The organism is Actinocorallia sp. API 0066 (assembly GCF_020991275.1).
GTDB lineage: Bacteria > Actinomycetota > Actinomycetes > Streptosporangiales > Streptosporangiaceae > Actinocorallia.
The window spans coordinates 55,429-81,334 of the sequence record NZ_JAJLQY010000017.1 but is presented as its reverse complement, the minus strand read 5'-3'; the positions used below and the strand labels follow the sequence as shown (position 1 = coordinate 81,334).

Genomic DNA, 25,906 nt, shown 5'->3' with positions numbered 1-25,906 from the left:
AGCCCTCAGGTGAAGGTGGGGCTGCTCCAGGCGGCCGGATCGGACGTCAGCCGCTGGACCGCCTCCGGCAGTTCACCCGACGCGATGTGCTCAAGGGTCACCGCCTCGAGGATGGCCCGCTCGCTGGCGCGCAACGCGATCCACACCTCCTGGAGGGCGCGTGCCGCACCGCTGTAGCCGACGTCCTCGGGACGCTCCCCGCGCACGCCGAGCAGGGGCCCGTCAATGGCCCTGATGATGTCGGCGAGTGCGATCTGGGAGGCGGGTTTGGCCAGCCAGTAGCCCCCGTCAGGGCCGCGCTGGCTCCGGATGATGCCGGAGCGGCGCAGCTGCCCCAGAATGTTCTCCAGGAACTTGGGAGGGATCGCCTGGGTCTCGGCGAGCTGGACGGCCGTCACCGGGTGCCCCCCCGTCGAGGACTCGGCCGCTGCGGCCAGCTCCGAGGCGGCCCGCAGCGCGTAATCAACCCTGGCAGACAGTCGCATGTGACCAAGTATCCCCTGTGCCGGGGGCAGGTTTCACCACCACCCCGGTAGAGCAGCCTTGAGAAACCAATTGGAGCGGAATAGTAGATCTGGTTTCCGGTCCGCGCGGAAACCGTGACCCCGTTGAGATCATTTTCGCGTCTCCGATACGTCAGGGTGGTGCCGTCGACGCCGGAGGGCCCGCGTGAGCGGCGGCGTTGGCGGGGCATCGTCCCGGGTTCGCTAATCTAGTAACAAACTTTACTGATCTGCTGTCCGGGACCCGAGTGACGAGGTGGACCACATGGCGCGACGGCCGGGGACGCCCCGCCTGCTCCGTGAACTCAACGACAGGGCGGCGCTGGAACTGCTCATCGGCGAGGGGCCGCTCACCCGGGCGCAGATCGGCGACCGAACCGGCCTGTCCAAGGTGACGGCCTCCCAGCTGCTCGCGCGGCTGGAGGAACGTGGGCTCGTCGAGGTCGTGGGGGAGCAGGCCGGAGGGCGCGGGCCCAACGCGGCGCTGTACGGCGTTGTGCCTTCCGCGGCGTTCGTCGCCGGGCTGGAGGTGGGGCCCGACGCGGTCATCGCGGGCATCGCCGACATCACCGGCGCGGAGCGGGCGCGCGCCACCGTCGCGCTGGACGGCGGGGCCGACCCGGTCGCCAGCGTGCACGCGGCGGTCGCCAAGGCGAGCCTGCTGGCCAAGGTGCCCGTCGCCCAGCTGCACGCGTGCGTCATCGGGACGCCCGGCGTCGTCGACCCCCGGACCGGAGACGTGCGGTTCGCCTTCGACCTGCCCGCGTGGCACGAAGGCGTCCTCGCGGGCCTACGCGACGACCTGGGGCGGCCCGTGCTCATCGAGAACGACGTCAACCTCGTCGCCGTCGCCGAACGGGCCCGGGGCGCCGCCCGCGACGTCGAGGACTTCGCGCTCGTGTGGATCGACCGGGGCATCGGCCTCGCGGTCATGATGGGCGACCGGTTGCACCGGGGCGTCTCCGGCGGCGCAGGGGAGATCGGCTACCTGCCGGTGCCTGGGGCGGCGCTGCCTGAGGGCGTCACCGAGTCCGTCACCTACAAGCAGCCCGCGCTGGCCGGAGGGTTCGGTTCGCTGGTGAGCGCGGACGCCGTCGCGGCGCTCGCCGCCGAGCACGGGATGCCCGGAAAGTCGGCGCTGGAGGCGGTCGCGGACGCCGCCGCCGACGACACCGGCGCGTCGGCGGCCTTCCTGGACGCCCTGGCGACCCGTCTGGCGCTCGGCGTGGCCGCGGTGAACATCGTGCTGGACCTCGGCCTCGTCGTCGTCACGGGCGCGTTGGGCGCCGCGGGCGGCACCCCGCTGGCGCGCCGCATCGAACACGCGGTGGCGCGGATCTCCCCGACACGGCCCAACGTCGTACCCGGCCGCGTCACCACCACCCCGGTCCTCCAGGGCGCACTCGACACCGCCGTGGCCCACGCCCGCGAAGAAGTGTTCTCCACCACAACAGACTGACCGGGCCTTCCCCACCGCGCGATCCCGAAGCACCGGACAGCCCTCTGCGGCACCCTCGCCAGGTGAATTCCGTCACGGCGGGAATTCGGCCGGGACACGCGAAAGAACAAAGGCCGCCTCGCACGCTGCGGACGGCCTCAAATGCCGCGCGGACGGCCATGAACGAGGCGCGAGCGGCCTCAAATGCCGTGCGGTCGGCCATAGCACCCATGAATGAGGGCACGGACAGCCTCGAATCCCCGTGCGGGTGGCCGTGAATGAGGTGCGGGCGGTCTTGAACCCCGTGCGGACGATCGCGATTGAGGGTGCGGTCGGCCTCGAACGCGGTGCGGTCGGCCATGGACGAGGTGTGGCGGCCTCGAATGCCGTGCGGTCGGCATGGTGGCCGTGGATGAGGTGTGGGCGGTCTTGAATCCCGAGCGGACGGTCGCGATTGAGGGTGCGGGCGGCCTCGAACTGCGGGGCGGGCAGCCTTGAGTGAGGTGGGGGCCGCCCTGAGTGAGGGAGACCCGGGTCAGGCGGTCTGCGGGACTGGGGGTTCGTCGGGGGTGACGGGGGTCGGGGCCGCCGTCCTGCGCGGGTCGGTCTGGGCGCGGTCGCGGACGGTCCGGGAGATGGTGCGGAGCTTGCGGCGCCGGGCCTGGGCCCAGCGAGCGGTAGGTGTCATGCCGCCTCCCCCTTGCTTTCGGCCGGGCCCGTACAGCCCGGAGATCTTCTATCCCTACCAGTTCACAGTGACAGAATCCGTGATCCGTCACCTCAACCGGGAGGACGACTTCAGCGTCCCCCGTCGGGATGATCCGTGACCCTGTCTTAGGTCCCAACAGCGGGGCTGGAGGTCCCATTCCAGACTAGGGGCGTCTATTTCTTCAAACTATTTAATGTGCGACATTTCGCCCAGGGTCGGAGGTCCCGCCCTGGGTGGGGGCTCCCGTCAGGTAAGCGGCGGAGCCGGTAGCCCTTCGGCGTCGGATGGAACCCCTCGCCCTCCAGGACGGCGGCAAGCGGGCTCTCCAGGACCGGCGCGCCGTCCACCCGCTCCACGGTGAGCGCGCCGAGCGCGCCGCCCCGGATCTCGGCGGCGAGCGCCGCCACCGCGCCGGGCAGCGCCGGGGCGTTCCAGGTGAGCAGTGTCCGCCCGCCCCGCTCGGCGTAGAGCGTGAGCACGCCGTCCACCACCACGACGAGCGCGCCCGCCTTGCGGCCCGGACGGTGCCCGCCCTCCGTCTCCGGCCAGGGCAGCGCCGCGCCGTACGGGTTCGCCGGGTCGGCGGCGGCCAGCACGTCGGCGCGCGGCTTGCCCGGCTCGGGGGCGCGGTGCGAGCGCAGCCTGTCGACGGCGCCGGGCAGCGCGAACTGCGCGGCGCCCAGGCCCTCCACGAAGTAGCCGCGACGGCACCGGGCCGACTCCTCGAACGCGCGCAGCACCGGGTAGACGGCGGCGAACCCGCCCGGTGTGTGCTCGGCCACCACCGAGCCGCGCAGCACCACCCCGTAGCGGTCGAGCAGGGTCTCGGCGAGGGCGTGCGCCCTGCGCGTCTGGTCCTCGGCGGCGGCGGGCACCAGCCACCACCGGCCCGCCGCTGCGGGCGGCCCGGTGCGGCTCGGCAGCACCGGCCTGCCCCGGCGCCCGGTGGCGGCCCGGTGCGCGGGCTTGCCGCCGCCCAGTGCGGCCCGCAGCGGCGCCAGTGTGTCGTTCGTCACCAGGCCCGCCCACACCAGATCCCAGAGGACCTGGACGAGTTCACGGTCGTCCACCCGCGCGCTCCGGCCCGCTCCGGCGTCGCCCGACTCGGGATCGGGCGGCCGTCCGTTCCGGCGCGCCGGGAGGCCGTCGCCCGTCGTGGCTGCGTCGAGGTCGTTCGCCCGGCGCGGGGTGTTGAGCCGGTCGGACAGGGTGCGGAAGAAGGGGGCCGAGCCGTCGGAGAGCACGTCGAGGACCGCCTCGTGGGCGGGCGTCAGGGTGAGTTCCAGGGCCGGGGGGAGGAGCAGCGGGGCGGTGTCGGAGAGGTAGAGGGAGATCCAGCCGTCGCCGCCCGGCAGGGCGCCCCTGCCCGCCCACAGGACCTCGCCGGAGGACGTCAGCTCGTCGAGCATCGCCGGGGTGTAGCCGCGCACCCGCGAGGGCAGCACGAGCGTCTCCAGCGCGGAGGCGGGCACCGCCGAGCCCTGGAGCCGCTCGATCGCCGCGACGAGCGTGTCGAGGCCGCCGTGCCGCCCGCCGACGCCCTGCCAGCGCGGCAGGAACCTGGCCAGCGCCTCCGGTGGCGACGGCTCCACCTCGGCGCGCAGCCGGGCCAGTGAGCGCCGCCGCAGCATCCGCAGCACCTCGGCGTCCACCCACTCGGTGCCCGACCTTTCCGGGGTGAACTCGCCCTCGACCACCTGGGGCAGCCGCCGCAGCGTCTCCACGACCACCGCCTGGCCCAGCCCGTACCGCGCGGCCGCCGACGCCGCGGTGAACGGCACGTGCGTGCGCGCGTGCCGCAGCAGCAGCCCGCCCAACGGATCCTCGGCGGGCTCCAGGAACACCTCGGGGATCCCCACCGGCAACGGCGTGCCCAACGCGTCACGCAGCCGCCCGGCGTCTTCCACCGCCGCCCACCTCTCCGCCCCGCCGACCCGCACCCTGATCACCCGCCGCTCCCGCTCCAACCCCACCAGCCACTCCTCAACTACCCCGGCCACACCTACCTCATCAGCCACATCCCCCTCACCCCCCGACCCCGCCACGGCCCTGTCGGCCGCACCGGCGTCGAGCGTGGAGCCGTTCGGCACGGCTGCGGGCAGGTCGGCCGCGCCGGGCGGCGTCGCTCCGCCGTCCGGACCGCCCGCGTCGAAGACCGTCGGAGCCCCTTCCGGCGCTTCCCGGTGTGCACCGTCGGCCGGTTGTGGGGGGTGGAGGCGGGTGCGGGCGGAGGCTTCGGTGGTGGTGAGGGGGCCGAGGGCGCGCAGGAGGTCGGTGAGGGTGTCGGGGTCGCGGGCCTGGCGGGTGGGGGTGCGGCGCTGGAGTTCGGCGGCCGTCTCGGTGAGGACGTCGGCGTCCAGGAGTTCGCGCAGGTCGGCCTGGCCCAGCAGGTCGGCGAGGAGAGAGGAGTCCAGGGACAGCGCCTGGGCCTTGCGTTCGGCTAGCGGGGAGTCGCCCTCGTACATGAACGCGGCGACGTAGCGGAACAGCAGGGACTGCGCGTAGGGCGACGCCGTCGGGGTCTCCACCTCGGCGACCCGCACCCGCCGCGTCGCGACGTTCCGCATCAGGTCGATCAGGCCGGGTACGTCGAACACGTCCTGGAGGCACTCGCGGACCGTCTCCAGGATGATGGGGAACGTCTCGTACCTGGCGGCGACCGCGAGTAGCTGCGCCGCGCGCTGGCGCTGCTGCCACAGCGGCATCCGCCGGTCGGGCCGGTTGCGCGGCAGCAGCAGCGAGCGCGCCGCGCACTCCCGGAACCGGGCGGCGAACAGCGCCGACGAGCCGAGTTCGGCGACGACGATCCGCTCGATCTCGTCGGGGTCGAACACGCACAGGTCGCCGGGCGGCGGCTCGTCGGTGTCCGGGACGCGCAGCACGATCCCGTCGTCGGCGTGCATGGCCTGCGCGTCGCTGCCGTACCGCTCGCGCAGGCGGGCCGCGATCGCCAGCGCCCAGGGCGCGTGCACCAGCGCCCCGTAGGGCGAGTGCAGGACGAGCCGCCAGTCGCCCAGCTCGTCCCTGAACCGCTCGACGACGATCGTCCGGTCGTCGGGGACGCGGCCCGTGGCCTCCTTCTGTTCGGCCAGATAGGAGACGAGGTTCTCCGCCGCCCAGGGGTCGAGCCCCGCTTCGGCGGCGCGTTGCAACGCCCGCTCCTGCGGCATCGCGGCGACCTCGCGGGTGAACGCGCCGAGGGCACGGCCCAGCTCGGCGGGGCGGCCCGGCGAGTCCCCGTGCCAGAACGGCAGTTTGCCCGGACGGCCGGGCGCCGGGGACACGAGGACCCGGTCGGGCGTGATGTCCTCGATCCGCCACGAGCTGGCGCCCAGCACAAAAACGTCGCCGACGCGCGACTCGTAGACCATCTCCTCGTCCAGCTCGCCCACCCGCGAGGACTTCTCGCCGACGAGGAACACGCCGAACAGGCCGCGGTCGGGGATGGTGCCGCCGCTCACCACCGCGAGGCGCTGGGCGCCGCGCCTGGCGCGCAGCACGCCCGCGACCCTGTCCCACACCAGGCGGGGCCGCAGCTCGCCGAACTCCTCGCTCGGGTAGCGGCCCGCGAGCATGTCGAGGGTCGCCTCGAACACGCTGCGGGTGAGCCCCGCGAACGGCGCGGCGCGCTTGACCACGGCCGCCAGCTCGTCGACGTCCCACTCGTCCATCGCGACCATCGCGACGATCTGCTGGGCCAGCACGTCCAGGGGGTTGCGCGGGTAGCGCAGCGCCTCGATCGCGCCCTCCCGCATCCGTTCGGCCACCACCGCCGTCTGCACCAGATCGCCCCGGTACTTCGGGAAGATCACTCCGCGCGACACCGCGCCGACCTGGTGCCCGGCCCTGCCGACCCGCTGCAGCCCGCCCGCCACCGACGGCGGCGACTCCACCTGCACCACAAGATCGACGGCCCCCATGTCGATTCCCAGCTCCAGGCTGGACGTCGCCACCACCGCGGGCAGCCTTCCCGCCTTCAGCGCGTCCTCGATCCCCGCCCGCTCCTCCTTCGACACCGACCCGTGATGCGCCCGCGCCACCTCCACCACCCCGTCCCGCACCACCCGCCGCACCAACGCGTCAAGCCGCCCGTCCGCCCGCCCACCCAACTCCACCCCCGCAAAATCCACCCGCCCCAACCCCCCACGCCGCTCCTCCCCGCCCCCCGCCTCATCCGCCACCCACAACCCCTCCTCCACCCCACCCGCAACGTCAGCCCACGCGTCGGCCTCCTCACCGCCGCCGACCCCCCGCGCGTCCGCGTCCGGGGTCTCCTCGGCGTCGGACGGGTCGTGCTCGTGCCGGGTCCAGGGGTCGGGGTGGGTGGGGCGGGGTTTGGTGGTGCCGGCCTGGGCCATGGTGACGGCGGGGGAGTGGTGTTCGTCGAGGGGGCCGAAGAGGTGTTCGGTGGCCAGTTCGTTGAGGCGGGCGCAGAGGCGTTCGGCGAGGCGGCGGCTGTTGGCGAAGACGAGGGTGGAGCGGTGGGCGGCGATGAGGTCGAGGACCTCCTGTTCGACGTGCGGCCAGATGGAGCGCTGGCGCGGGTCCGCACCGGCCTGCGGCACCTCGGCCATGTCCTCGACGGGCACGACGACGCGCAGGTCGAAGGACTTCTCGCTGGGCGGGCGCACGATCGTCGCGGGGCGGGCGCCGCCGAGGAACGCGGCCACCTCCTCCAGCGGGCGGACCGTCGCCGACAGCCCGACGCGCTGGGCGGGTTGTGGCAGCAGCGCGTCGAGACGCTCCAGGGACAGCGCGAGATGGGCGCCGCGCTTGGTGCCCGCCACCGCGTGCACCTCGTCGACGATCACCGTCCGCACGCCGCGCAGCGACTCCCTGCCGCGCGAGGTGAGCAGCAGGAACAGCGACTCGGGTGTGGTGATGAGGATGTCGGGCGGCCTGGTGATCTGGCGGCGGCGCTCGGCGGCCGGGGTGTCGCCCGACCTGATCGCCGTCCTGATGTCCGGCTCGGGCAGCCCGAGCCGCCGCGCCGCGTGCCGGATCCCGGTGAGCGGCGCCCGCAGGTTCCGTTCGACGTCCACCGCGAGCGCCTTCAACGGCGACACGTACAGCACCCGGCAGCGCCGGGAGGCGTCCTCCGGCACCGGCTCGGACGCCAGCCCGTCCAGCGACCACAGGAACGCGGCGAGGGTCTTGCCCGACCCCGTCGGCGCCACCACCAGGGTGTTCTCGCCCCGGCTGATCGCCTGCCAGGCGCCCTCCTGCGCCGCCGTGGGCGCCTGGAACGCCCCGGCGAACCACTCGCGCGTGGCCGCCGAGAACCCGCTCCCGCCATCCCTTTCCACCATGACCCCATCCTCCCCCGGCCCACCGACAAAATCCCCGCCCCACCCACCCCGACCAGCCCGAACCCCGCTCCACCGCCGCCCGGCACCCTCCTGCCCCCGGACAAGAACAGGCACCGCCGTGCCCGTCTGGGGGGGCTCAGGGGTCGTCGGGGAAGGGAGGTTCGTCCTCGGCGGTGTCGGCGAGCGCCTCGCGGACGACCTGGTAGGCGAGGCCGGGGGAGTAGCCCTTGCGGGCGAGCATGGCGACGAGGCGGCGGGTGCGGCGGGCCGGATCGAGACCGGCCGTCGCGGGCAGCCGCCGGGCGACGAGCGCGCGGGCCGCCTCCGCAAGCTCCTCCGGGTGCAGGTCGGCGACGGCCTCCCGGACCGTCTCGTCGGCGACGCCCCTGCGGCGCAGCTCCGCCGACAGGGCGCGCGGGGCCAGGCCCTTGCCGTTGTGCCGGGACCGCACCCATGCCTGCGCGAACGCCTCGTCGTCGATCAGCCCCACCTCGGTGAACCGGGAGAGCACCAGCTCGGCCACCTCCTCGGGGATCGCCTTGCGCGCCAGCGCCTCCGCCAGTTGCGCCCGCGTCCTGGGCGCCAGAGTCAGCTGCCGCAGGCAGATCTCCCGCGCGGCGGCCTCCGGATCCGCGGGCGGCCGCACCTCTTCCGGCTCCCGCCTGCGCCGCTGCGCCACCTCCGCCCCCCTTCTCCCGTACCCCGACAGCCCTCGGTGTTCCGCCGGTCTGCGGGCCGCCCGCCCCGGAGGGCGGACGGCCGGACATGACGAGCCGCGGGGTCAGTCGCCGGGCTTGGGGGCGGAGGCGGTGCGGGTGCGGCGGGCCGGGGCGGCGGGGGCCTCGGCGGGCGGCGGGACGGCGGCGGGAGCGGCGTCGGCGGGGGCGTCCACCCGCGGGCCCACACCGAGCTTCTCCTTGATCTTCTTCTCGATCTCGTCGGCCGTCTCGGGGTGGCCCTTGAGGTAGTTGCGGGCGTTCTCCTTGCCCTGGCCGAGCTGGTCGCCCTCGTAGGTGTACCAGGCGCCGGACTTGCGGACGAAGCCGTGCTCGACGCCGAGGTCGATCAGGCCGCCCTCGCGGCTGATGCCGTGCCCGTACAGCAGGTCGAAGTCGGCGACCTTGAACGGCGGCGCCACCTTGTTCTTCACGACCTTCACCCGGACCCGGTTGCCGACCGGCTCGGTGCCGTCCTTCAGCGTCTCGATGCGGCGCACGTCGAGCCGGACCGAGGCGTAGAACTTCAGCGCGCGGCCGCCGGTGGTCGTCTCCGGCGAGCCGAACATGACGCCGACCTTCTCGCGCAGCTGGTTGATGAAGATCGCGGTGGTCTTGGTCTGGTTGATCGCGCCGGTGAGCTTGCGCAGCGCCTGCGACATCAGCCGGGCCTGGAGGCCGACGTGGCTGTCGCCCATGTCGCCCTCGATCTCGGCGCGGGGCACCAGGGCCGCCACCGAGTCGATGACGACAAGATCGACCGCGCCGGAGCGGATCAGCATGTCGGTGATCTCCAGCGCCTGCTCGCCGGTGTCCGGCTGGGAGACCAGCAGCGCCTTGGTGTCCACGCCGAGCTTCTCGGCGTAGTCGGGGTCCAGGGCGTGCTCGGCGTCGACGAACGCGGCGATGCCGCCGGTCTTCTGCACCTGGGCGACGGCGTGCAGCGCCACCGTCGTCTTGCCGGAGGCCTCGGGGCCGTAGATCTCCACGACCCTGCCGCGCGGCAGGCCGCCGATGCCCAGCGCGATGTCCAGGGAGATCGAGCCGGTCGGGATGATCTCCATGGGCGCGCGGACCTCGTCGCCCAGGCGCATGATCGAGCCCTTGCCGAACTGCCGCTCGATCTGGGCGAGGGCCGTCTCCAGAGCCTTCTCGCGGTCGTTTGCTGCCATCGTGTGCCCCTGTCGGGTCGGTTGCTTCTTCGTCATGTCCTGACCGACGCTACGAGAGCCCACTGACAGAATCGGGGTCCCCGCGCACCAGAACTGTACCGAACATAAATTCGATCACACGCGCATCCTGTGGATAACTCCGCGACATCCGGCGCGCCCGGCGCGGCGCGGCCGGATCCAGCCGCCCCCCGAGGCGGGTGCGAGTCCGAAATCCTGCTGCGCTCCGGGCATGCCGCGACGTACCCTGACGGCGCAGCAGACGATCACCTGTGGGGCGCCATGACCCTGACCGTCCTTTTCTGCGCCGACCCGCTCCATCCTCGGCGCGTCGACGAGCACTTCCTCCGCGAGGCCGAGACCGTGCGGGCCTCCGGGGGTGCCCCCGTGCTGCTCGACCTCGAGATGCTGCGGAGCGGCGACGCCGCCGAGGCGGTGCGCCGGGTCCCGCGCGGCATCGGGGGCCTGTGGTACCGGGGCTGGATGCTGACGGCCGCCGAGTACCACGCGCTGGCCAAGGCGCTCGCGGCGCGCGGCGCCCCGCTGATGACCCCCCCGGACGGCTACCAGCGCGCGCACGAGCTGCCCGGCTGGTACGACACGTTCGCCGGGCTCACCCCGGCGAGCGTCTGGCTGCCGCTGCTGCCGCGCCAGGCGCCCGCGCCCGCCCCGCTGGCGGTCGCCGCCGCACGGCTGCCGCGCGGCCCGCTGGTGGTGAAGGACTACGTGAAGTCGCGCAAGCACGAGTGGGACGAGGCGTGCTTCGTGCCGGACCCGGCCGACACCGGGGCGCTCGCCCGCGTCGTCGCCCGGATGGTGGAGCTCCAGGACGACTTCCTGTCCGGCGGCGTCGTGCTGCGCGCCTACGAGGAGTACTCCACGTCCGAGGCGCGCGTGTGGTGGGTGGACGGCGACCCGGTGCTCGTCGGCCCGCACCCCGACAACCCCGACGCCGGGGTGGCGCCCGACCTCGACCAGGTCAGGCCGGCCGTGCGCGCGCTGGGCTGCCGGTTCGTCACGACCGATCTGGCGCGCCGCGCGGACGGCGTGTGGCGCGTCGTGGAGGTCGGCGACGGCCAGGTCAGCGACCTGCACACCGACGCCGACGTCGCCGACCTGTACTTCCACCTGCCGGACCCCGCCTGAGGCGCGCGCACACCGTTCGCGGGGAATCGCGATGAACCGGTTATTCGTCTGACGCGTCGTATTCGCTGCGCAATGCGCAAGCTCTAAACTGCCGCCGCACAGCTTTCCACGGAAGGACCCCCCGCATGCCGCAGCGCCGCATGAGCTCAAGGGCCGTCAAGATCGGCCTTCTCGGCACCCTGTCGATGTCGCTGACCGCCTGCGGCAGCTCGCACACCGCCACCTGTGTGGAGAACAGGCCGCTCTCCAACGGCAGCTACCGCGTCGTCAGCGACTACAACTGCAACGACAGCTACTCCTCGAACTACCGGTGGTACTACGGCGGCTCGTCCGGCGGCGCCACGGTCAAGGGCGGGAGCACGCTGAAGCCGAAGAACGGCAGCATCAAGACCAAGTCGGGCACGACGCTGCGCGGCGGCTTCGGCTGGTCCGGCGGCGGCGGAGGCTGAGCCGGTGCGCAGGGAGCGCTCTCAGCCGCGTGACGGCTGGGAGAAGACGATCGAGGAGCACGGCCTCGCCTATCACCGCGCCGTGCACCCGGAGCACCTGACGCGGCCGTACTGGGACGAGTCCGTCCACTACGTGCTGGAGATGGACGAGGTGCTCAGCCTTGAGGAGCAGGTGGAGGAGCTCCACCGGATGTGCCTTGAGGCGGCGGGCCACATCGTGGAGACGGGCAGGTACGAGCTGCTCGGCGTCGACGAGCGGTACGCGCCTGCCGTCGAGGCGTCGTGGCGGCGCCGCGACCCGCACCTGTACGGCAGGTTCGACCTGCACTACGACGGCAAGGGCGGCCCCGGGAAGCTGCTGGAGTACAACGCCGACACCCCCACGTCGCTCGTGGAGGCGGCGATCGTCCAGTGGTACTGGAAGGAGGACGTCTTCCCGTCCGACGACCAGTGGAACTCCCTGCACGAGCGCCTTGTGGACCGCTGGCGTGAGATGCCTCTGCGGCCCGGCCCCGTGCACTTCGCCTGGACGGAGCTGGACGCGTCGGGCGAGGACCTCATGACGATCGCCTACCTCCAGGAGACGGCCGAGCAGGCGGGCCGGACGGGCGTGCCCACGCCGATGCAGCACGTCGGCTGGGACGGCGAGTACTACCGGGACATGGACGACGCGGAGATCAAGACGCTCTGCAAGCTCTACCCGTGGGAGTGGATCGTCAGCGAGCCGTTCGGGGAGTTCGCCGACGAGGCCGACTGGGTCGAGCCGATGTGGAAGATGCTCCTGTCCAACAAGGCGATCCTCGCCGTCCTGTGGGAGCTGTTCCCGGGCCATCCCAATCTGCTCCCCGCCTACCTGGACGGCCCCCGCGACCTCGTCTCCCACATCCGCAAGCCGCTCCTGGGACGGGAGGGCGCCAGCATGGCCGTGACGACCCCCTCCTACCGGACGGAGACGTCGGGGGCTTACGGCGCCGAAGGGCACGTCTTCCAGGAGTTCGTCCCGCTTCCCGAGTTCGACGGGCAGCATCCGGTGCTGGGCGCCTGGATGGTGGCCGACGAGTCGGCGGGACTGGGCATCCGGGAGACGTCGAGCCTCATCACCGACGACACCTCCTCCTTCGTCCCGCACCGGATCCCCCTGTAGCCCGCACAGCAGACCCCCGTCAGATTCCCGCAGCCCCCGTAAGGAAGACCCACACATGTTCCTCGACAGCGGCAGCTCCTTCACCGCGATCCTGGGTGAGAACGTCCTGGCGATCATCGCCTACGCGGCCCTCGGCCTCGTCCTGTTCCTCGTCGGCTACTACGTCGTCGACCTGGCGACCCCGGGCCGGCTCGCCGCCGTGATCCGCCACGACCGCAACCCCAACGCGACGCTGCTGGCGGGCGCGGGCATGGTCGCCGTCGGCGTGATCGTGGCCGCGTCGATCTACGCGACGGACGCCGCGCTGCTGGAGGGCCTGATAGCGACGGCCGTCTACGGCGTCGTCGGGATCGTCGCCCAGATCGTGGCGATGCTCGTCTTCGACCGGGTGATCGGGTTGAAGATCAGGGAGCTGTGCAAGGAGGCGGAGTTGCAGCCCGGCACCCGCCTGCTCGCCGTCACACACGTGATGATCGGCCTGGTCACCGCGTTCGCGGTGGTCTAGCGCAGCCGGTCGGGCACGTCGAAGGCGGCGCACACCGCGCGCCAGACGGTGCGGGCGTCGACGCCGTCGGTGAACGCCTGGTCGACGGTGCGGCCGCCCAGTTCGGCGAGCACGTGGTCCTTGGCCACACTGGCGGCGTAGGCCGCGCCGAACTGGCGGTCCATCTTCTCCCAGAACGCGGTCAGCCTCACGTCGACCAGTCTGCCAGCGCCGCGCGGGTGCCGGGACCGTCCCGGCGCCCGCGTGACGGTGTAGGCGGACGGGTTCAGGCGGCGCGGCCCTCGGTCAGTTTGAGGACGGGCACTCCGAGCGGCTGGAAGCCGAGCGTCTGCCCGTAGAAGGACAGTTCGGCCTCCAGGCAGGTCTGGAGGGTCTCGGCGCGGCGGAAGCCGTGGGACTCGCCGCGGAACGCCAGGTACGCGTACGGGATCTTGTTGTCGCCGAGCGCGCGCGCGAACGCGTCGGACTGGGCGGGCGGCACGACGGGGTCGTCCAGGCCCTGCAGGAGCAGCACCGGGCAGGACGTCTGCGCGGCCCGGTGCAGGGGGGAGCGCTCCTCGTAGGCGCGCTCGTAGCCGGGGATCGGGCCGATGAGGCCGAACAGGTAGCGGGACTCGAAGTCGTGCGTCTCGGCGAGCAGGGTGGTGGCGTCGCTGACGCCGAAGTACGACGTGGCGGCGTTGAAGACGGTGCCGGACGTGACGGCCGCCAGCGTCGTCCAGCCGCCCGAGGAGGCGCCCCGGATGGCCAGCCGCTCGGGGTGGGCCCGCCCGGCCCGCACCATGGCCGTGGCGACCGACACGGCGTCCTCCACGTCGACGACACCCCACTGGCGGCGCAGCCGCTCCCGGTAGGCGCGGCCGTGGCCGGTGGAGCCGCCGTAGTCCACCTCGATGACGCCGATGCCCCTGCTGGTGAAGTAGGCGCGTTCCAGGCTGAGCGTGCCGGAGGAGCGCGCGGTGGGGCCGCCGTGCACCCACACCACGTACGGCGGCAGGTCGCCTTGCGGCGCGACCGCGTCGGGGTTGGCGGGCTCCCACACCAGGGCGTGCACGGGCCTGCCGAACTGGCCCTCGAAGACCTCGGCGCGCGGCACGGGCAGGTACGTCTCGGGCGGCACCCTGTCGAGTTCGCGGCGCAGCACCGAGGCGCGCCCGTCGGCCGCGGAGATCCGCACGATGGACGAGGGCTGCGCGGGGGAGGCGCCGATGCCGACGATGGTGGAGCCGTCCGCTGACAGGCTCAGCTGCCAGTCGGTGTAGGGCAGGTCGAGCGCTTCGAGTTCGAGCGTGTCCGGGTCGTACAGGCTGAGCTTCTGGTCTCCCTCGCCGTGCAGGACCGCCAGGCGGCCGTCCGCCAGCATCGCGTAAGGCATCCCGCCCAGCGTCCACAGAGGGCCGGCGAACTCCTCCTCGGCCGGGTAGAGCGCCTGCGGGGACTCCCCGTACAGGCCGACCTGGTAGACGTTCCACCAGCCGGGCCAGTCGGAGACGACGTAGAGGCTCGTGTCGTCCCGCCACAGCGGCGCCAGCACCGACTCCGACATGCCGCCCTTGACGGTCCTGGGGGACACCACCCTGCCCTGGTCGAGGACGCCGACGCGCAGCTCCGTGCCGTCCCACGGCATCCTCGGGTGGTTCCACTGCACCCACGCCAGGTGACCGCCGGAGGGCGAGGGGATCGGGGAGGCGTAGAAGTCGCTGCCGGTGACCATCTCGTTGATCGCGCCCGGATCGTTGGCCGCCCGCCCGTCCAACGGGATGCCCACGATCGCCCGCCGCACGCCCGCCGGGGGGACCGGCGCGCCCTCCACCGCCGGAGCCGCCACATGCCCCTCGCACACGCACCAGATCTCCGCGCCGTCCGGCGACAGCACCAGGTCGGCGTAGCGGAGCCCTCCGGGGATCGCGGGCTCGGGCGTCAGGGGGCGCGGCCTGGCGTCGCCGGGGGTGAGGACGTGCAGGCGCTGGTCCTCGTAGTTGGCGAAGACGAGCCCGCGCGGGGTCGGCAGATAGGACTTGCCGCCGTACTCGTGCACCCGGGTGCGCGCGTTCCACGGTGGAGGCAGCACCTCGCGTCCGTTGCGCATGACCGTCGTGCGGCCGCTCTCCTCCGGACGGCTCTCCTGCCACCAGACGTCGTCGCCGATGACGGTGGGGAAACTCAGCCGGACGCGGGTGCGGGCGACGTCGGCTGCGGAGATCGGAGAGGGCCAGGATCCGAAGGGGGTCACGCGAGCGGTCATACCGGAATCGTCCCGCATGGGGAGGCCCATTGGAGCCAAGACAGGGCGTTTGCCACCTGAAAGTAACGTGATCAGGCACCGGGTGGCGGAGGCGCGGTGACCGGGGCCGCCGTGGACTTCCGGCTGCGCCTGCTCCGGGCTTCGAGGCGCGTCGCGAACCACCCCAGCGCGAGGTTGATCACGATGTAGATCAGCGCCACCACGATGGCCGCGGGGATGATGTTGCCGAAGTTGGCGGGCACCGTCCTGAAGCCCGCGTTCAGCAGGTCCTCGTAGCTGATGATGTAGCCGAGCGCGGTGTCCTTGAGCAGGACGACCATCTGGCTGACGATCGCCGGGAGCATCGCGGTGACGGCCTGCGGAAGCAGCACGAGGCGCATCACCTCGCCCTTGCGCAGGCCGAGCGCGTAAGCGGCCTCGGACTGGCCCCGCGGCACCGCGAGGACCCCTGAGCGGAACACCTCCGCCAGCACGGAGCCGTTGTAGAGGGTCAGGCCGATGACGACGGCCCAGAACGCGGGGAGCACCTCGCCGATGAGCGCGAACGTCCCGTACTGGGCGAAGAAGATCATGATGAGCACGGGGACGGCGCGGAAGAACTCGACGATCCACGCGGACGGCAGGCGCAGCCACGCGTGGTCCGAGAGCCGTCCCAGGCCGAACACGACGCCGAAGGCCAGCGCGAGTACCGCGGCGACCGCCGCGGCCGTCAGCGTGCCCCACAGGCCCGGCAGGATGAGGCCCGTCCAGACCTGCGGGTCGAGGAACGGCGTCCACAGGTCGGCGTCCCACTGGCCCGCCTGGGACATCCGCCGCCACACGAACCAGCCGATGAGCAGCAGGCCGACGACGCCGACGAGGGTGAGGACGTTGTGCCGCAGCCGCGCCCTGGGCCCCGGCGCGTCGAACAGGACCCCCGCGCTCATCGCTTGACCTCCAGGCGCCTGGCGAGCCGTCCGGTGAGGAAGCCGATCGGCAGGGTGAGGACGACGAAGCCGAGGGCGAAGCCCAGGAAGATCTCCAGGGTGCCGCCCGTGCTCTCGTACAGCATCTCCTTCATGACGAAGGCCGCCTCGGCGTATCCGGCGACGATCACCACCGTGGTGTTCTTGGTGAGCGCGATGAGCACGCTGCCGAGCGGCGTGATGACCGCGCGGAACGCCTGCGGGAGGATGACCAGCCGCATCGACTGGAAGAACGTCAGCCCGATAGCGCGGGCCGCCTCGGCCTGCCCGAGCGGCACCGTGTTGATCCCCGAGCGCAGCGTCTCGCACACGAACGTCGCCGTGTAGGCGGTGAGCCCGACGATGGCCAGCCAGTACCCGTTGAAGGACGGGTCATAGACGTCGAAGTTGAGTTGCAGGGTGTTGCTGATGCCCAAGGAGCAGAACAGCAGCACCAGCGTGAGCGGGGTGTTGCGCAGGACGTTGACGTAGACCGTCCCGCTCCAGCGCAGCACCGGCACCGGGGCGACGCGCAGGGCCGCCAGCAGCGTCCCGAGGACGAGTGACAGCAGCGCGCTCATCGCGGCCAGCCTTATGGTGGCCCAGAAGCCCGCGAGGATGGCCTCACGGTTGTCGAACAGCGCTTCCATGCTCGGTGCGTCCTCCGCTCACGCCGGTGGGGGTCAGGAGCAGCCTTCGGCGGGCGGGACCGCGGTGGGCAACTGGAGGCCCTTGGCGGTGCCGAACCACTTCTGGAGCAGCTGGGTGGCGGTGCCGTCGGAGTACATCTCGGACAGCGCGGTGTTGATCGCCTCGCAGGTGGCGACGTCACCCTTCTTGATGCCGATGCCGTACTTCTCGTCGGTGAATGGGGTGCCGAGAATCTTGAAGTCGCCTCCCTGCGACGCGAAGCCCGCGAGGATCAGGTCGTCGGTGGTGACCGCGTCCAGGGTGTTGCCGGAGAGCTTCGCGATGCACTCGGAGTAGCTGCCCGCCGGGACGAGCTTGGCCGGGATGTCACGGCCGTTCGGCGGCGGGTCCGTGATGCGCTTGTAGGAGTTGGACCCCGACGCCTGGCAGATCCGCTTGTCCTTCAGGTCCTCCACCTTGGTGATGGAGGCGTCGTCGCCGCGGACCATGATGTCCTGGTGGGCGACGATGTACGGGCCCGCGAAGGTGACCTTCTCCTTGCGCTCGGGAAGGATCGAGTAGGTCGCCACGACCATGTCGACCTGCCCTTGCTGGATGAAGGGCTCGCGGTTGGCTGAGATCGTCTCGATCCACTCGATGCCGCTCTCGGGCACGCCGAGCTTGCCCGCGACGTACTTGGCGACGTCGACGTCGAAGCCCTCGACCGTGCCGTCGGGCTTCTTCACGCCGAGCGCCGTCTGGTCGAACTTGATGCCGACCTTGATCTTCTTGCTTTCCTTGGCCCTGGTGGCGAGGTCGGAGGCGCTGTCGTCGCCGCCGCACGCCGCCAGGGTCGAGGCGCCGAGCGCGAGAGCGGCCAGCGCCATGACGATGCGTCGCATGGATGCTTCCCTTCAGTCCGGTGGTGCGGAGGGGGTTCTGTCGGGGGCGTCCTGTCGTGGAACCGCCTAGTGGCGGAGGATCTTCGACAGGAAGTCGCGGGCCCGGTCGCTGCTGGGCGCGGTGAAGAAGGACTCGGGGGCGGCCTCCTCGACGATCTGGCCGTCCGCCATGAACACCACGCGCCGGGCCGCGCTGCGCGCGAAGCCCATCTCGTGGGTGACCACGATCATGGTCATGCCGGCCTCGGCGAGGCCGGTCATCACCTCGAGGACCTCGGCGACCATCTCGGGGTCGAGGGCCGACGTGGGCTCGTCGAAGAGCATGAGCTTGGGTTTCATCGCCAGCGCGCGGGCGATCGCCGCCCGCTGCTGCTGGCCGCCCGACAGTTGGGCGGGGTACTTGGCGGCCTGCGCGGCGATCCCCACCCGGTCAAGGAGTTCCATCGCCTCCTTGTCGGCCTCCTCGCGCGGGACCTTGCGCACCTTGAGGGGGCCGAGCGTGACGTTCTGGAGGATCGTCCGGTGGGCGAAGAGGTTGAACGACTGGAAGACCATCCCGACGTCCGCGCGGAGCCGGGCCAGCGCCTTGCCCTCGGCGGGCAAGGGCTCCCCGTCGAGGGTGATGGTGCCGGAGTCGATCGTTTCCAGCCGGTTGATCGTCCGGCAGAGCGTCGACTTGCCTCCGCCGGACGGCCCGATGACGACCACGACCTCGCCGTGGGCGACTTCGAGGTTGATGTCCTTGAGCACGTGGAGTTCGCCGAAGTGCTTGTTGACGTTCTCCAGAGCCACCAGGGGGCCGCCTTTTGCCGTCATACGGCGAGACGGTACGTGACACGATCACGGGAAGGGAGGGACTCGCCGATACCGATCTGATCACAGGAGTGTTATCGCGGGCCGGTTAGCCGTATCATCCGCTCCTTTCCGTCATCTCCTCTGGTTCCGTACGTGACGCCCTCCACGGGTACGCTGGGGCACGCCATGAACACTGTTGAGTCCCCGCGCCCGGCCGCCGCCGCGCCCGCCGGAGCGGCCCCGCGCACGTACGAGATCCGCACGTACGGCTGCCAGATGAACGTCCACGACTCCGAGCGCCTGGCCGGGCTGCTGGAGTCGGCGGGCTACGTCAGGGCGGCGGACGAGCCGGACGTGATCGTCTTCAACACGTGCGCGGTGCGCGAGAACGCCGACAACCGGCTGTACGGGAATCTCGGGCATCTTCGCAAGAAGGCCGAAAGCGGTCTGCAGATCGCCGTCGGCGGCTGTCTCGCCCAGAAGGACAGGGACACCATCGTCAAGCGCGCCCCTTGGGTGGACGTGGTGTTCGGCACCCACAACATCGGGGCCCTGCCCGTCCTGCTGGAGCGCGCCCGCGTCCAGCAGGAGGCGCAGGTGGAGATCGAGGAGTCGCTGTCGGTCTTCCCCTCCACGCTGCCCACCCGGCGCGAGTCGCCTTACGCGGCCTGGGTGTCGGTGTCGGTCGGCTGCAACAACACGTGCACCTTCTGCATCGTGCCCTCGCTGCGCGGCAAGGAGAAGGACCGCAGGCCGGGCGAGATCCTCGCCGAGGTGGAGGCGCTCGTGGGCGAGGGCGTCCTTGAGGTGACGCTCCTCGGGCAGAACGTCAACGCCTACGGCTCGGAGTTCGGCGACGGCGCCGCCTTCGCCAAGCTGCTGCGCGCCTGCGGGCAGGTCGACGGCCTGGAGCGGGTCCGCTTCACCTCGCCGCACCCGCGCGACTTCACCGACGACGTCATCGCCGCCATGGCCGAGACGCCCAACGTGATGCCGTCCCTGCACATGCCGCTCCAGTCCGGCTCGGACCCGGTGCTCAAGGCGATGCGCCGCTCCTACCGGCAGGACCGCTACCTGGGCATCATCGAGCGGGTGCGCGCCGCGATCCCCGACGCGGCCATCACCACCGACATCATCGTCGGCTTCCCCGGCGAGACGGACGAGGACTTCGAGCAGACCCTCCACGTCGTGCGGGAGGCGCGCTTCTCCTCCGCCTTCACCTTCCAGTACTCCAAGCGCCCCGGCACCCCTGCGGCGACGATGGAGGGGCAGGTGCCCAAGGAGGTCGTCCAGGAGAGGTACGAGCGGCTGGTCGAGCTGCAGGAGCAGATCTCCTGGGACGAGAACAAGAAGCAGGTCGGGCGCACCCTCGAGGTGCTGGTGGCCGAGGGCGAGGGCAGCAAGGACGCCGCGACCCGCCGCCTGTCCGGCCGCGCCCCCGACAACCGGCTCGTGCACTTCACCCGTCCGGACGGGCCGGTGCGGCCCGGCGACATGGTCACCGTCGAGGTCACCTACGCCGCGCCCCACCACCTGCTCGCCGACGCGCCCGTGCGGGGCGTGCGCCGCACCCGCGCGGGCGACGCCTGGGAGGCCCGTCAGGCGGCTCCTGAGCGCGGCACGGCGGTCTCGCTGGGCATGCCGCGGGTCGGGGCTCCCGCGCCCGCTCCGGCCGCCTCCGCGTGCGCCACGTGCCCGTGAGGGGCGCCGGATGCTGATCGCGGCGGCGGTGTGCCCGCATCCGCCGTTGCTCGTGCCGGAGCTGGCCGGTGCGGCGGCGCCGGAGCTGGCCGGGCTGCGCGCCGCCTGCCGCGCGGCGGTCGCGCCGCTGCTGGACGCGCCCGCGCTCGTCGTCGTCGGCGGCGCGGAGCGCACCGAGCGCTTCCCGGGGACGGCGTCGGGCACGTTCGCGCCCTACGGCCTCGACCTGCGGGTCGGCGAGGGGGAGCCGGTGCTCCCGCTGTCCCTCACCGTGGGCCGGTGGCTCCTGGACGGCCTTGCGCCGTCCGCCTTCCAGGCCGTCTCCTTCGACGCGCCCGCGCGCGAGTGCCTGGAGCTGGGCAGGGCACTCGCGGCGCGGGACGTCGCCCTGCTCGTCATGGGAGACGGCTCGGCCTGCCGGGACGAGAAGGCGCCCGGATACCTGGACGAGCGGGCCGCGCCCTACGACAGGGAGATAGCGCGCGCGCTCGGGGAAGCCGACGCCGCCGCGCTCGGCCGGCTCGACCCCGCGCTGGCACGGGAGCTGACGGCGGCCGGGCGGGCGGCGTGGCAGGTGCTCGCGGGCGCGGCGGAAGGACGCCGGTACAAGGCGACGCTGCTTGCGGACGAGGCGCCTTACGGCGTCGGCTACTTCGCCGCCTCCTGGCGTTAGCCCGCGCGGCTACCTCTGACGGCGCTGCTTGTCAGCCATCTGGCGGGCCGTGTCCTTCGCCTTCTGCTGTGCCGAGTCGACCTGGCTTTTGTACTTGTTGCCGGTCTTCTTGTCGATCATGTCGCCGGTCCTGTCGATGGCCGAGTCCGCCTTGTCGGCGTGCTTGCCCAGGATGTCCATGAACTTCTGCACGATGCTCATCGGCTTCCCCCCGATACTGGTTCGGGCGGCACGGTACGCCCCGTCGCCCGATCTCATGCTGTTACTACCCGTCTGGACACTGATCATCCGTGAACGTCATCTCCGTCGTCGGCCCGACCGCAGCGGGAAAGTCCGACCTCGCCGTCGAGCTGGCGCGCCGCCTCGACGGCGAGTGCGTGAACACGGACTCCATGCAGCTCTACCGGGGCATGGACATCGGGACGGCGAAGCTCACCCCCGGTGAGCGCGGGGGCGTCCCGCACCACCTGCTCGACCTCTGGGACGTCACCCGTCCGGCGAGCGTCGCGGAGTACCAGGAGCTGGCGCGCGCCGTCATCGGGGAGATCCGGGGGCGGGACCGGGTGCCCGTCCTCGTCGGAGGGTCGGGGCTGTACGTCAGGGCCGCCATCGACGACATGGAGTTCCCCGGGACGGATCCGGAGGTACGGGCCCGCCTTGAGGCCGAGCTGGAGGAGGTCGGCTCCGGGCCGCTGTACGCGCGGCTCAGGGAGGCCGACCCGCAGGCGGCGCGGGCCATCCTGCCGTCCAACGGCCGGCGTATCGTGCGCGCCCTGGAGGTCGTCGAGATCACCGGGCGGCCTTTCACGGCCTCCCTCCCCGAGCCCAGGTACCACGATCCGGAGACCGTCCAGATCGGGCTGACGGTTCCGCGTCCCGAACTCGACGAGCGCATCGCCCTGCGGGTCGAGCGCATGTGGAAGGAGGGCCTGGTCGAGGAGGTCGAAAGGCTGGCCGGGGAGGGGTTGCGTGAGGGGCGCACCGCGTCGGCGGCGCTCGGGTACGCCCAGGTCCTCAGGCACCTGTCGGGGGAGTGGACCCAGGAGCGGGCCAAGGAGGAGACCGTCCGGGCCACCCGCAGGTTCGCCCGCCGCCAGGAGTCCTGGTTCCGGCGCGACCCCCGCGTCCACTGGCTCCCCTACGACGCCCCCGACCTGCTCGACCGCGCCCTTAGGATCGGCACATGAGCACCTCAGGACACCGGTTCACGAAGGGCCACGGCACCGAGAACGACTTCGTGATCCTCCCCGACCCCGACGGCGAACTCGACCTTCCGCCCGCCGAGGTCGCCCGCCTGTGCGACCGGCGCGCGGGGATCGGCGCTGACGGGGTGCTGCGGGTCGTCCGGGCCAAGGCGGCGGGCCTGCCCGACGAGGGCGCCGAGTGGTTCATGGACTACCGCAACGCCGACGGCAGCCTCGCCGAGATGTGCGGGAACGGCCTGCGGGTGTTCGCCCGGTACCTGGTGGACTCCGGGTTCGCCGCCCCCGGCGACTTCCCCGTGGCCACCCGGGCGGGCGTCAAGGCGGTCTCTCTGGGCGCGACGGGAGACGTCACCGTGGACATGGGCGCGCCCGTGGTGTTCGCGCCGAGCGAGGCGGTGCTGCGCGGGGCCGTCCACCGGGGCCTGAAGGTCTCCATGGGCAACCCCCACCTGGCGTGCCTCATCGAGAGCGACGTCGCCGCCCTCGACCTCTCCGAGGAGCCGGAGTTCTCTTCCGTGGACTTCCCCGAGGGCGTGAACGTCGAGTTCTTCCGCCCGGTGGGGGAGCGGCACGTGACGATGCGGGTGCACGAGCGCGGCTCGGGCGAGACCCGCTCGTGCGGCACGGGCGCCGTCGCCACTGCCGTCGCCGCTGCCGTCGCGGCGGGCCTCGACCCGCTGCGCGCGCCCTCGTCCTGGACGGTCGACGTGCTCGGCGGCCGGGTGGACGTGCTCTTCGACGGCGCCACGAGTTTCCTGCGCGGCCCGGCCGTCCTCGTCGCGGACGGCGTCCTGCGCTGACCCCGCGCCGTGGGGGGCCGGGTCTGGCGCGGGTCACCCGGGTGTCCTAGCCTCAACGACTGAACATGATTCGGTTTTGTGGTGAGGAGACCAGGATGACCGTCGCAGCCGCGGTGAAAGACCACGTCCAGCAGGTGGGCGGGGCGTTCATGTTCTCGCGCGAGGCCAAGCGGTTCGGTGCGACCACCGGCGTCGAGGGGTTCCTCGGCCCCTACTTCAAGGGCCGTGGCGGCGTCCTCGGCGACGTGGACGCCGACGTGGTGGCCGCCGCCGCGGGGTTCTTCCCCCTGCACACCGTCCGCGACGCCTGGGAGTCGGTGCCGATGCCCGCCGCCGAGGCCGCCGCCGGATACCTGCGCGCCTGCCAGGAGTTCGGCCGCCGCAAGCTCGCCGCCTTCACCGGCGCGGAGCGGCTCGCCGAACTGCTCCTCGCCGTCGTCCGGCACGCCGACCCGACCGGCGCGCCCCTGTTCGCCGGATGGCGGGCGCTGCCCCTGGACGACGACCCTCGCGGCCGCGTCCTGCACCTCACCCACGCGCTGCGCGAGCTGCGCGGCGGGCTGCACTTCCTCGCGGTGAAGGCGGCGGGCCTGACGCCGCTCCAGGCCGTCCTCATCGGCGGGTCGCCGCTCAACGACGGCCCGGGACAGGCCCGCTGGTTCGGCTGGCCCGAGCCGTTCGCCGAGCCGACCGACGAGCAGCGCGCGCTGTGGCGGGACGCCGAGGCCGTCACCGACCGGCTCGTGGGGCAGGCGTTCGAGGCCCTGGACAAGGCCGAGGGCGAGGAACTGGCCGCGCTGACGAGCGAGGCGTGGGCCGCGGTCTTCGCCCGCTGAGCGTCCCGCTGAGGGCCGCCCGGCGTCCCGCCGCCGTCCCCTCCGGCCGACCCGGAGCGGACGGGACGCCTGTCCCTTAGGGGCGGGATGGCCGGGCCCCTACCTTGGAGTGCGTAAGGGGGTACGCGCCACCCGGGTCGGGAGCCCCGGGACGCGAACCGAAAAAGGCCGGTGGTCATACTCTTGGCGGGGGACGACCACCGGCCCCCTTCTTCCATGCCCGATCCCCACTTCGCCCCCCGAGCGCGTCGCTGAGCGTGATATCCCACTTGCTCAGCGTTGGCTACATTCGGGAGCGGCAGTGCTCTTCCCCCTCTTGCGGCGCGGCGTCGTCGCGCTCGCCCTCGCGGCGGCCGCGGCCAGCCTCGGCTACCTGCTCGCCGCGGTGAGCCTCGACCCGAGGGCACGGATCGAAGGCAGGCAGCCCAGGCCCCCGCAGGCGGCCGTCGAGGCCGAGCTGACCGCCCTGGGCCTCAACGACCGCACACCGCTCGGCGAGCGCTACCTCACCTGGGCCTCCGGGGTGCTGCGCGGCGACTTCGGGCGGACCTGGCAGGGCGCCGAGGTCTCCGCAGAGCTGCCCGGACGGATCACCACGAGCGTCCTGCTGCTGTTGCCCGGCACCGTCCTGGGCGCGCTGGCGGGGGTCGCGCTCGGCGCGTGGTCCGCGCTCACCGGGGGACGGGTCTTCACCGTCGTCGCGCACGTGCTGCTGGCCACACCGGTGTTCGTCATCGCCGTCCTCCTGCAGCTCATGGCCGAGCACGTCAACGCGGCGACGGGGATGCCGCTGCTGCAATGGGTGGGCGAGGGATCGGGCACGTTGTCGCGCCTACAGCACCTGCTGCTGCCCACCCTGACGGTCGCGCTCGGACACCTCGCCCTGTTCGGCCGCTACCAGCAGGCGCTCATGCGGGACGTGGCCGAGGCCGAACACGTCAGGGCCGCGCGCGCACGCGGACTCGGCCTCTACCGCGCGTACTTCGGACACGGCCTGCGCACCGCCCTCGTGCCGACGACCACCTACTTCGCTTACGGGCTCGGATTCCTGCTGCTGGGAGCGGCGTTCGTGGAGACGGCCTTCGGCAGGCACGGGATGGGCGCCTGGATGCTCGACTCGCTGCGCGCCTCCGACCCGCACCCCGTCGCCGCGTGCACGGCCGTCGCGGCCGTCGCCGTCCCGGCCGGGACCCTCCTGGCGGCGGCGGCGCACCGCTTCCTCGACCCCGCCACGGCGCGCGCGTCACGGAGCCGCGTGTGAGCGCCCCGGCTTCCGTCACACGAGCGTGGCCCGGAATACGGCGGGACAGGGCAGTCCTCGCAGGGCTGCTGGTGCTCGGCGTGCTCGGGCTCGCCGCGCTGACGCGCGGCGGCGACGGCTGGCGCGAACTCGACCTGACGGCGCTGCGCGAGGGCCCGTCGGCGCGGCACTGGTTCGGCACCACCGGCACCGGCCGCGACGTGTTCGCGCTGACCATGCGCGGGATGCGCGCCTCGCTCCTGCTCGGGATCGCCGCCGGCGTGCTCGCCACCGCCGTCGCCGCCGTCGTCGGCGCGTTCGCGGGCCTCACGGGCGGCCTGGCCGACCGGATCCTCATGGGCGCGACCGACCTGCTGCTCGTGCTGCCCGGGGTCCTCCTGGTGGCCGTGGTGGCCCCGGAGGGGGCGTCCTCGGCGCAGCTCGTGCTGCTGCTCGCCGTCCTGCTGTGGCCGCTGACGGCGCGGGCGGTGCGGGCCCAGACGCGCTCGCTGCGGGCCCGCGAGTTCGTCCTGGCCGCCGAGTACCTCGGGGCGTCGCGCGCGCGCATCGTGCTCCGGCACATCCTGCCCAACCTGGGCGGCCTGCTCGTCGCGGACGCCGCCGTCAACGTCGGGCTGGCGATCCTCGGGGAGAGCGGCCTCGCCTTCCTCGGGTTCGGGGTGCGGCCCCCTGACGTCTCGTTGGGCACGCTCATCGCGGAGGGCACGCCCGTCGCGACCGTGCAGCCGTGGCTGTTCCTGCCGCCCGCGCTCCTGCTCGTCGCCCTCGTGCTCGCCGTCAACCTCGTAGGCAACGGCCTGCACCGCGCGCTGGAGGAAAGGTGAAC

24 protein-coding genes are annotated in these 25,906 nt (G+C 72.6%); 12 read left to right on the top strand and 12 right to left on the bottom strand.

The window, feature by feature from the left end; genetic code table 11:
• Positions 1 to 5: 5 nt before the first annotated feature.
• Entirely contained in the window at positions 6 to 485 is a 480-nt protein-coding gene (locus LO762_RS31065) for an Rrf2 family transcriptional regulator (protein ID WP_230619807.1), read from the bottom strand.
• Between the two features lie 283 nt (positions 486 to 768).
• Here LO762_RS31065 and LO762_RS31060 point away from each other — a divergent pair, with 283 nt between their 5' ends.
• Positions 769 to 1,962, top strand: a complete 1,194-nt coding sequence (locus LO762_RS31060) for an ROK family transcriptional regulator (RefSeq protein ID WP_230619806.1) — start codon at positions 769 to 771, stop codon at positions 1,960 to 1,962.
• A gap of 514 nt (positions 1,963 to 2,476) precedes the next feature.
• On the opposite strand, the gene LO762_RS31055 is transcribed toward LO762_RS31060, so the two are convergent.
• From LO762_RS31055 to recA, 4 genes are all read right to left on the bottom strand, one after another.
• Complete coding sequence (locus LO762_RS31055; protein WP_230619805.1) at positions 2,477 to 2,629, bottom strand: hypothetical protein; 153 nt, start codon at positions 2,627 to 2,629, stop codon at positions 2,477 to 2,479.
• A gap of 194 nt (positions 2,630 to 2,823) precedes the next feature.
• Positions 2,824 to 7,959, bottom strand: coding sequence for a DEAD/DEAH box helicase (locus tag LO762_RS31050; protein ID WP_230619804.1), 5,136 nt, complete (start codon positions 7,957 to 7,959; stop codon positions 2,824 to 2,826).
• A gap of 136 nt (positions 7,960 to 8,095) precedes the next feature.
• Positions 8,096 to 8,638, bottom strand: coding sequence for a regulatory protein RecX (locus tag LO762_RS31045; RefSeq protein WP_230619803.1), 543 nt, complete (start codon positions 8,636 to 8,638; stop codon positions 8,096 to 8,098).
• 102 nt (positions 8,639 to 8,740) lie between these two features.
• Positions 8,741 to 9,847 carry a recombinase RecA gene (gene recA, locus LO762_RS31040; protein ID WP_230619802.1) on the bottom strand — a complete coding sequence of 369 codons (1,107 nt, stop codon included), beginning with the start codon at positions 9,845 to 9,847 and terminating at the stop codon, positions 8,741 to 8,743.
• A gap of 279 nt (positions 9,848 to 10,126) precedes the next feature.
• On the opposite strand from recA, the gene LO762_RS31035 reads away from it, so the two are divergent.
• The 4 genes from LO762_RS31035 to LO762_RS31020 all read left to right on the top strand — a co-directional run bounded on the left by LO762_RS31035 (position 10,127) and on the right by LO762_RS31020 (position 13,088).
• Positions 10,127 to 10,990: an ATP-grasp domain-containing protein gene (locus tag LO762_RS31035; protein WP_230619801.1), complete on the top strand. Its 864-nt coding sequence runs from the start codon at positions 10,127 to 10,129 to the stop codon at positions 10,988 to 10,990.
• A 125-nt stretch (positions 10,991 to 11,115) separates the two neighbouring features.
• A complete protein-coding gene (locus tag LO762_RS31030; protein ID WP_230619800.1) occupies positions 11,116 to 11,439 on the top strand; it encodes a hypothetical protein in 324 nt (107 codons plus the stop codon).
• Between the two features lie 4 nt (positions 11,440 to 11,443).
• Positions 11,444 to 12,583 carry a glutathionylspermidine synthase family protein gene (locus LO762_RS31025; protein WP_230619799.1) on the top strand — a complete coding sequence of 380 codons (1,140 nt, stop codon included), beginning with the start codon at positions 11,444 to 11,446 and terminating at the stop codon, positions 12,581 to 12,583.
• A 55-nt stretch (positions 12,584 to 12,638) separates the two neighbouring features.
• The gene (locus tag LO762_RS31020; protein ID WP_230619798.1) at positions 12,639 to 13,088 is read left to right on the top strand and encodes a DUF350 domain-containing protein; all 450 of its coding nucleotides are present in this window, start codon (positions 12,639 to 12,641) and stop codon (positions 13,086 to 13,088) included.
• Here LO762_RS31020 and LO762_RS31015 read toward each other — a convergent pair.
• The 6 genes from LO762_RS31015 to LO762_RS30990 form a co-directional block, all read right to left on the bottom strand.
• Complete coding sequence (locus tag LO762_RS31015) at positions 13,085 to 13,279, bottom strand: DUF3046 domain-containing protein (RefSeq protein ID WP_230619797.1); 195 nt, start codon at positions 13,277 to 13,279, stop codon at positions 13,085 to 13,087. The genes LO762_RS31020 and LO762_RS31015 overlap by 4 nt on opposite strands.
• A 74-nt stretch (positions 13,280 to 13,353) precedes the next feature.
• The gene (locus LO762_RS31010; RefSeq protein ID WP_230619796.1) at positions 13,354 to 15,333 is read right to left on the bottom strand and encodes a prolyl oligopeptidase family serine peptidase; all 1,980 of its coding nucleotides are present in this window, start codon (positions 15,331 to 15,333) and stop codon (positions 13,354 to 13,356) included.
• A gap of 71 nt (positions 15,334 to 15,404) precedes the next feature.
• A complete protein-coding gene (locus LO762_RS31005; protein WP_230619795.1) occupies positions 15,405 to 16,259 on the bottom strand; it encodes an amino acid ABC transporter permease in 855 nt (284 codons plus the stop codon).
• Positions 16,256 to 16,927, bottom strand: coding sequence for an amino acid ABC transporter permease (locus LO762_RS31000; RefSeq protein ID WP_230619794.1), 672 nt, complete (start codon positions 16,925 to 16,927; stop codon positions 16,256 to 16,258). Before LO762_RS31000 ends, LO762_RS31005 begins: the two co-directional genes overlap by 4 nt.
• Positions 16,928 to 16,960: 33 nt before the next feature.
• Positions 16,961 to 17,809 (bottom strand): glutamate ABC transporter substrate-binding protein, encoded by an 849-nt coding sequence (locus LO762_RS30995; RefSeq protein ID WP_230619793.1) that lies wholly within the window; start codon positions 17,807 to 17,809, stop codon positions 16,961 to 16,963.
• 66 nt (positions 17,810 to 17,875) lie between these two features.
• Positions 17,876 to 18,625 carry an amino acid ABC transporter ATP-binding protein gene (locus LO762_RS30990; RefSeq protein ID WP_374201607.1) on the bottom strand — a complete coding sequence of 250 codons (750 nt, stop codon included), beginning with the start codon at positions 18,623 to 18,625 and terminating at the stop codon, positions 17,876 to 17,878.
• Between the two features lie 165 nt (positions 18,626 to 18,790).
• On the opposite strand from LO762_RS30990, the gene miaB reads away from it, so the two are divergent.
• Both miaB and LO762_RS30980 read left to right on the top strand, forming a co-directional pair.
• Positions 18,791 to 20,305, top strand: a complete 1,515-nt coding sequence (gene miaB / locus LO762_RS30985) for a tRNA (N6-isopentenyl adenosine(37)-C2)-methylthiotransferase MiaB (protein WP_255688111.1) — start codon at positions 18,791 to 18,793, stop codon at positions 20,303 to 20,305.
• 10 nt (positions 20,306 to 20,315) lie between these two features.
• Positions 20,316 to 20,978 carry a class III extradiol dioxygenase subunit B-like domain-containing protein gene (locus tag LO762_RS30980; RefSeq protein ID WP_230619792.1) on the top strand — a complete coding sequence of 221 codons (663 nt, stop codon included), beginning with the start codon at positions 20,316 to 20,318 and terminating at the stop codon, positions 20,976 to 20,978.
• A gap of 9 nt (positions 20,979 to 20,987) precedes the next feature.
• Here the strand turns inward: LO762_RS30980 and LO762_RS30975 are convergent, their stop codons facing one another.
• Positions 20,988 to 21,179, bottom strand: a complete 192-nt coding sequence (locus tag LO762_RS30975; RefSeq protein ID WP_230619791.1) for an antitoxin — start codon at positions 21,177 to 21,179, stop codon at positions 20,988 to 20,990.
• Positions 21,180 to 21,268: 89 nt separating this feature from the next.
• Between LO762_RS30975 and miaA the strand changes: the two genes are divergently transcribed.
• From miaA to LO762_RS30950, 5 genes are all read left to right on the top strand, one after another.
• Complete coding sequence (gene miaA / locus LO762_RS30970) at positions 21,269 to 22,165, top strand: tRNA (adenosine(37)-N6)-dimethylallyltransferase MiaA (protein WP_230619790.1); 897 nt, start codon at positions 21,269 to 21,271, stop codon at positions 22,163 to 22,165.
• Positions 22,162 to 22,983 (top strand): diaminopimelate epimerase, encoded by an 822-nt coding sequence (dapF, locus tag LO762_RS30965; RefSeq protein ID WP_230619789.1) that lies wholly within the window; start codon positions 22,162 to 22,164, stop codon positions 22,981 to 22,983. The genes miaA and dapF overlap by 4 nt, the downstream gene beginning before the upstream one ends.
• Before the next feature lie 95 nt (positions 22,984 to 23,078).
• Positions 23,079 to 23,819, top strand: a complete 741-nt coding sequence (locus tag LO762_RS30960) for a hypothetical protein (protein WP_230619788.1) — start codon at positions 23,079 to 23,081, stop codon at positions 23,817 to 23,819.
• A 301-nt stretch (positions 23,820 to 24,120) separates the two neighbouring features.
• Positions 24,121 to 25,080 carry an ABC transporter permease gene (locus LO762_RS30955; RefSeq protein WP_230619787.1) on the top strand — a complete coding sequence of 320 codons (960 nt, stop codon included), beginning with the start codon at positions 24,121 to 24,123 and terminating at the stop codon, positions 25,078 to 25,080.
• Positions 25,077 to 25,904 carry an ABC transporter permease gene (locus LO762_RS30950; RefSeq protein ID WP_230619786.1) on the top strand — a complete coding sequence of 276 codons (828 nt, stop codon included), beginning with the start codon at positions 25,077 to 25,079 and terminating at the stop codon, positions 25,902 to 25,904. Before LO762_RS30955 ends, LO762_RS30950 begins: the two co-directional genes overlap by 4 nt.
• The last annotated feature ends 2 nt before the right edge of the window (positions 25,905 to 25,906 follow it).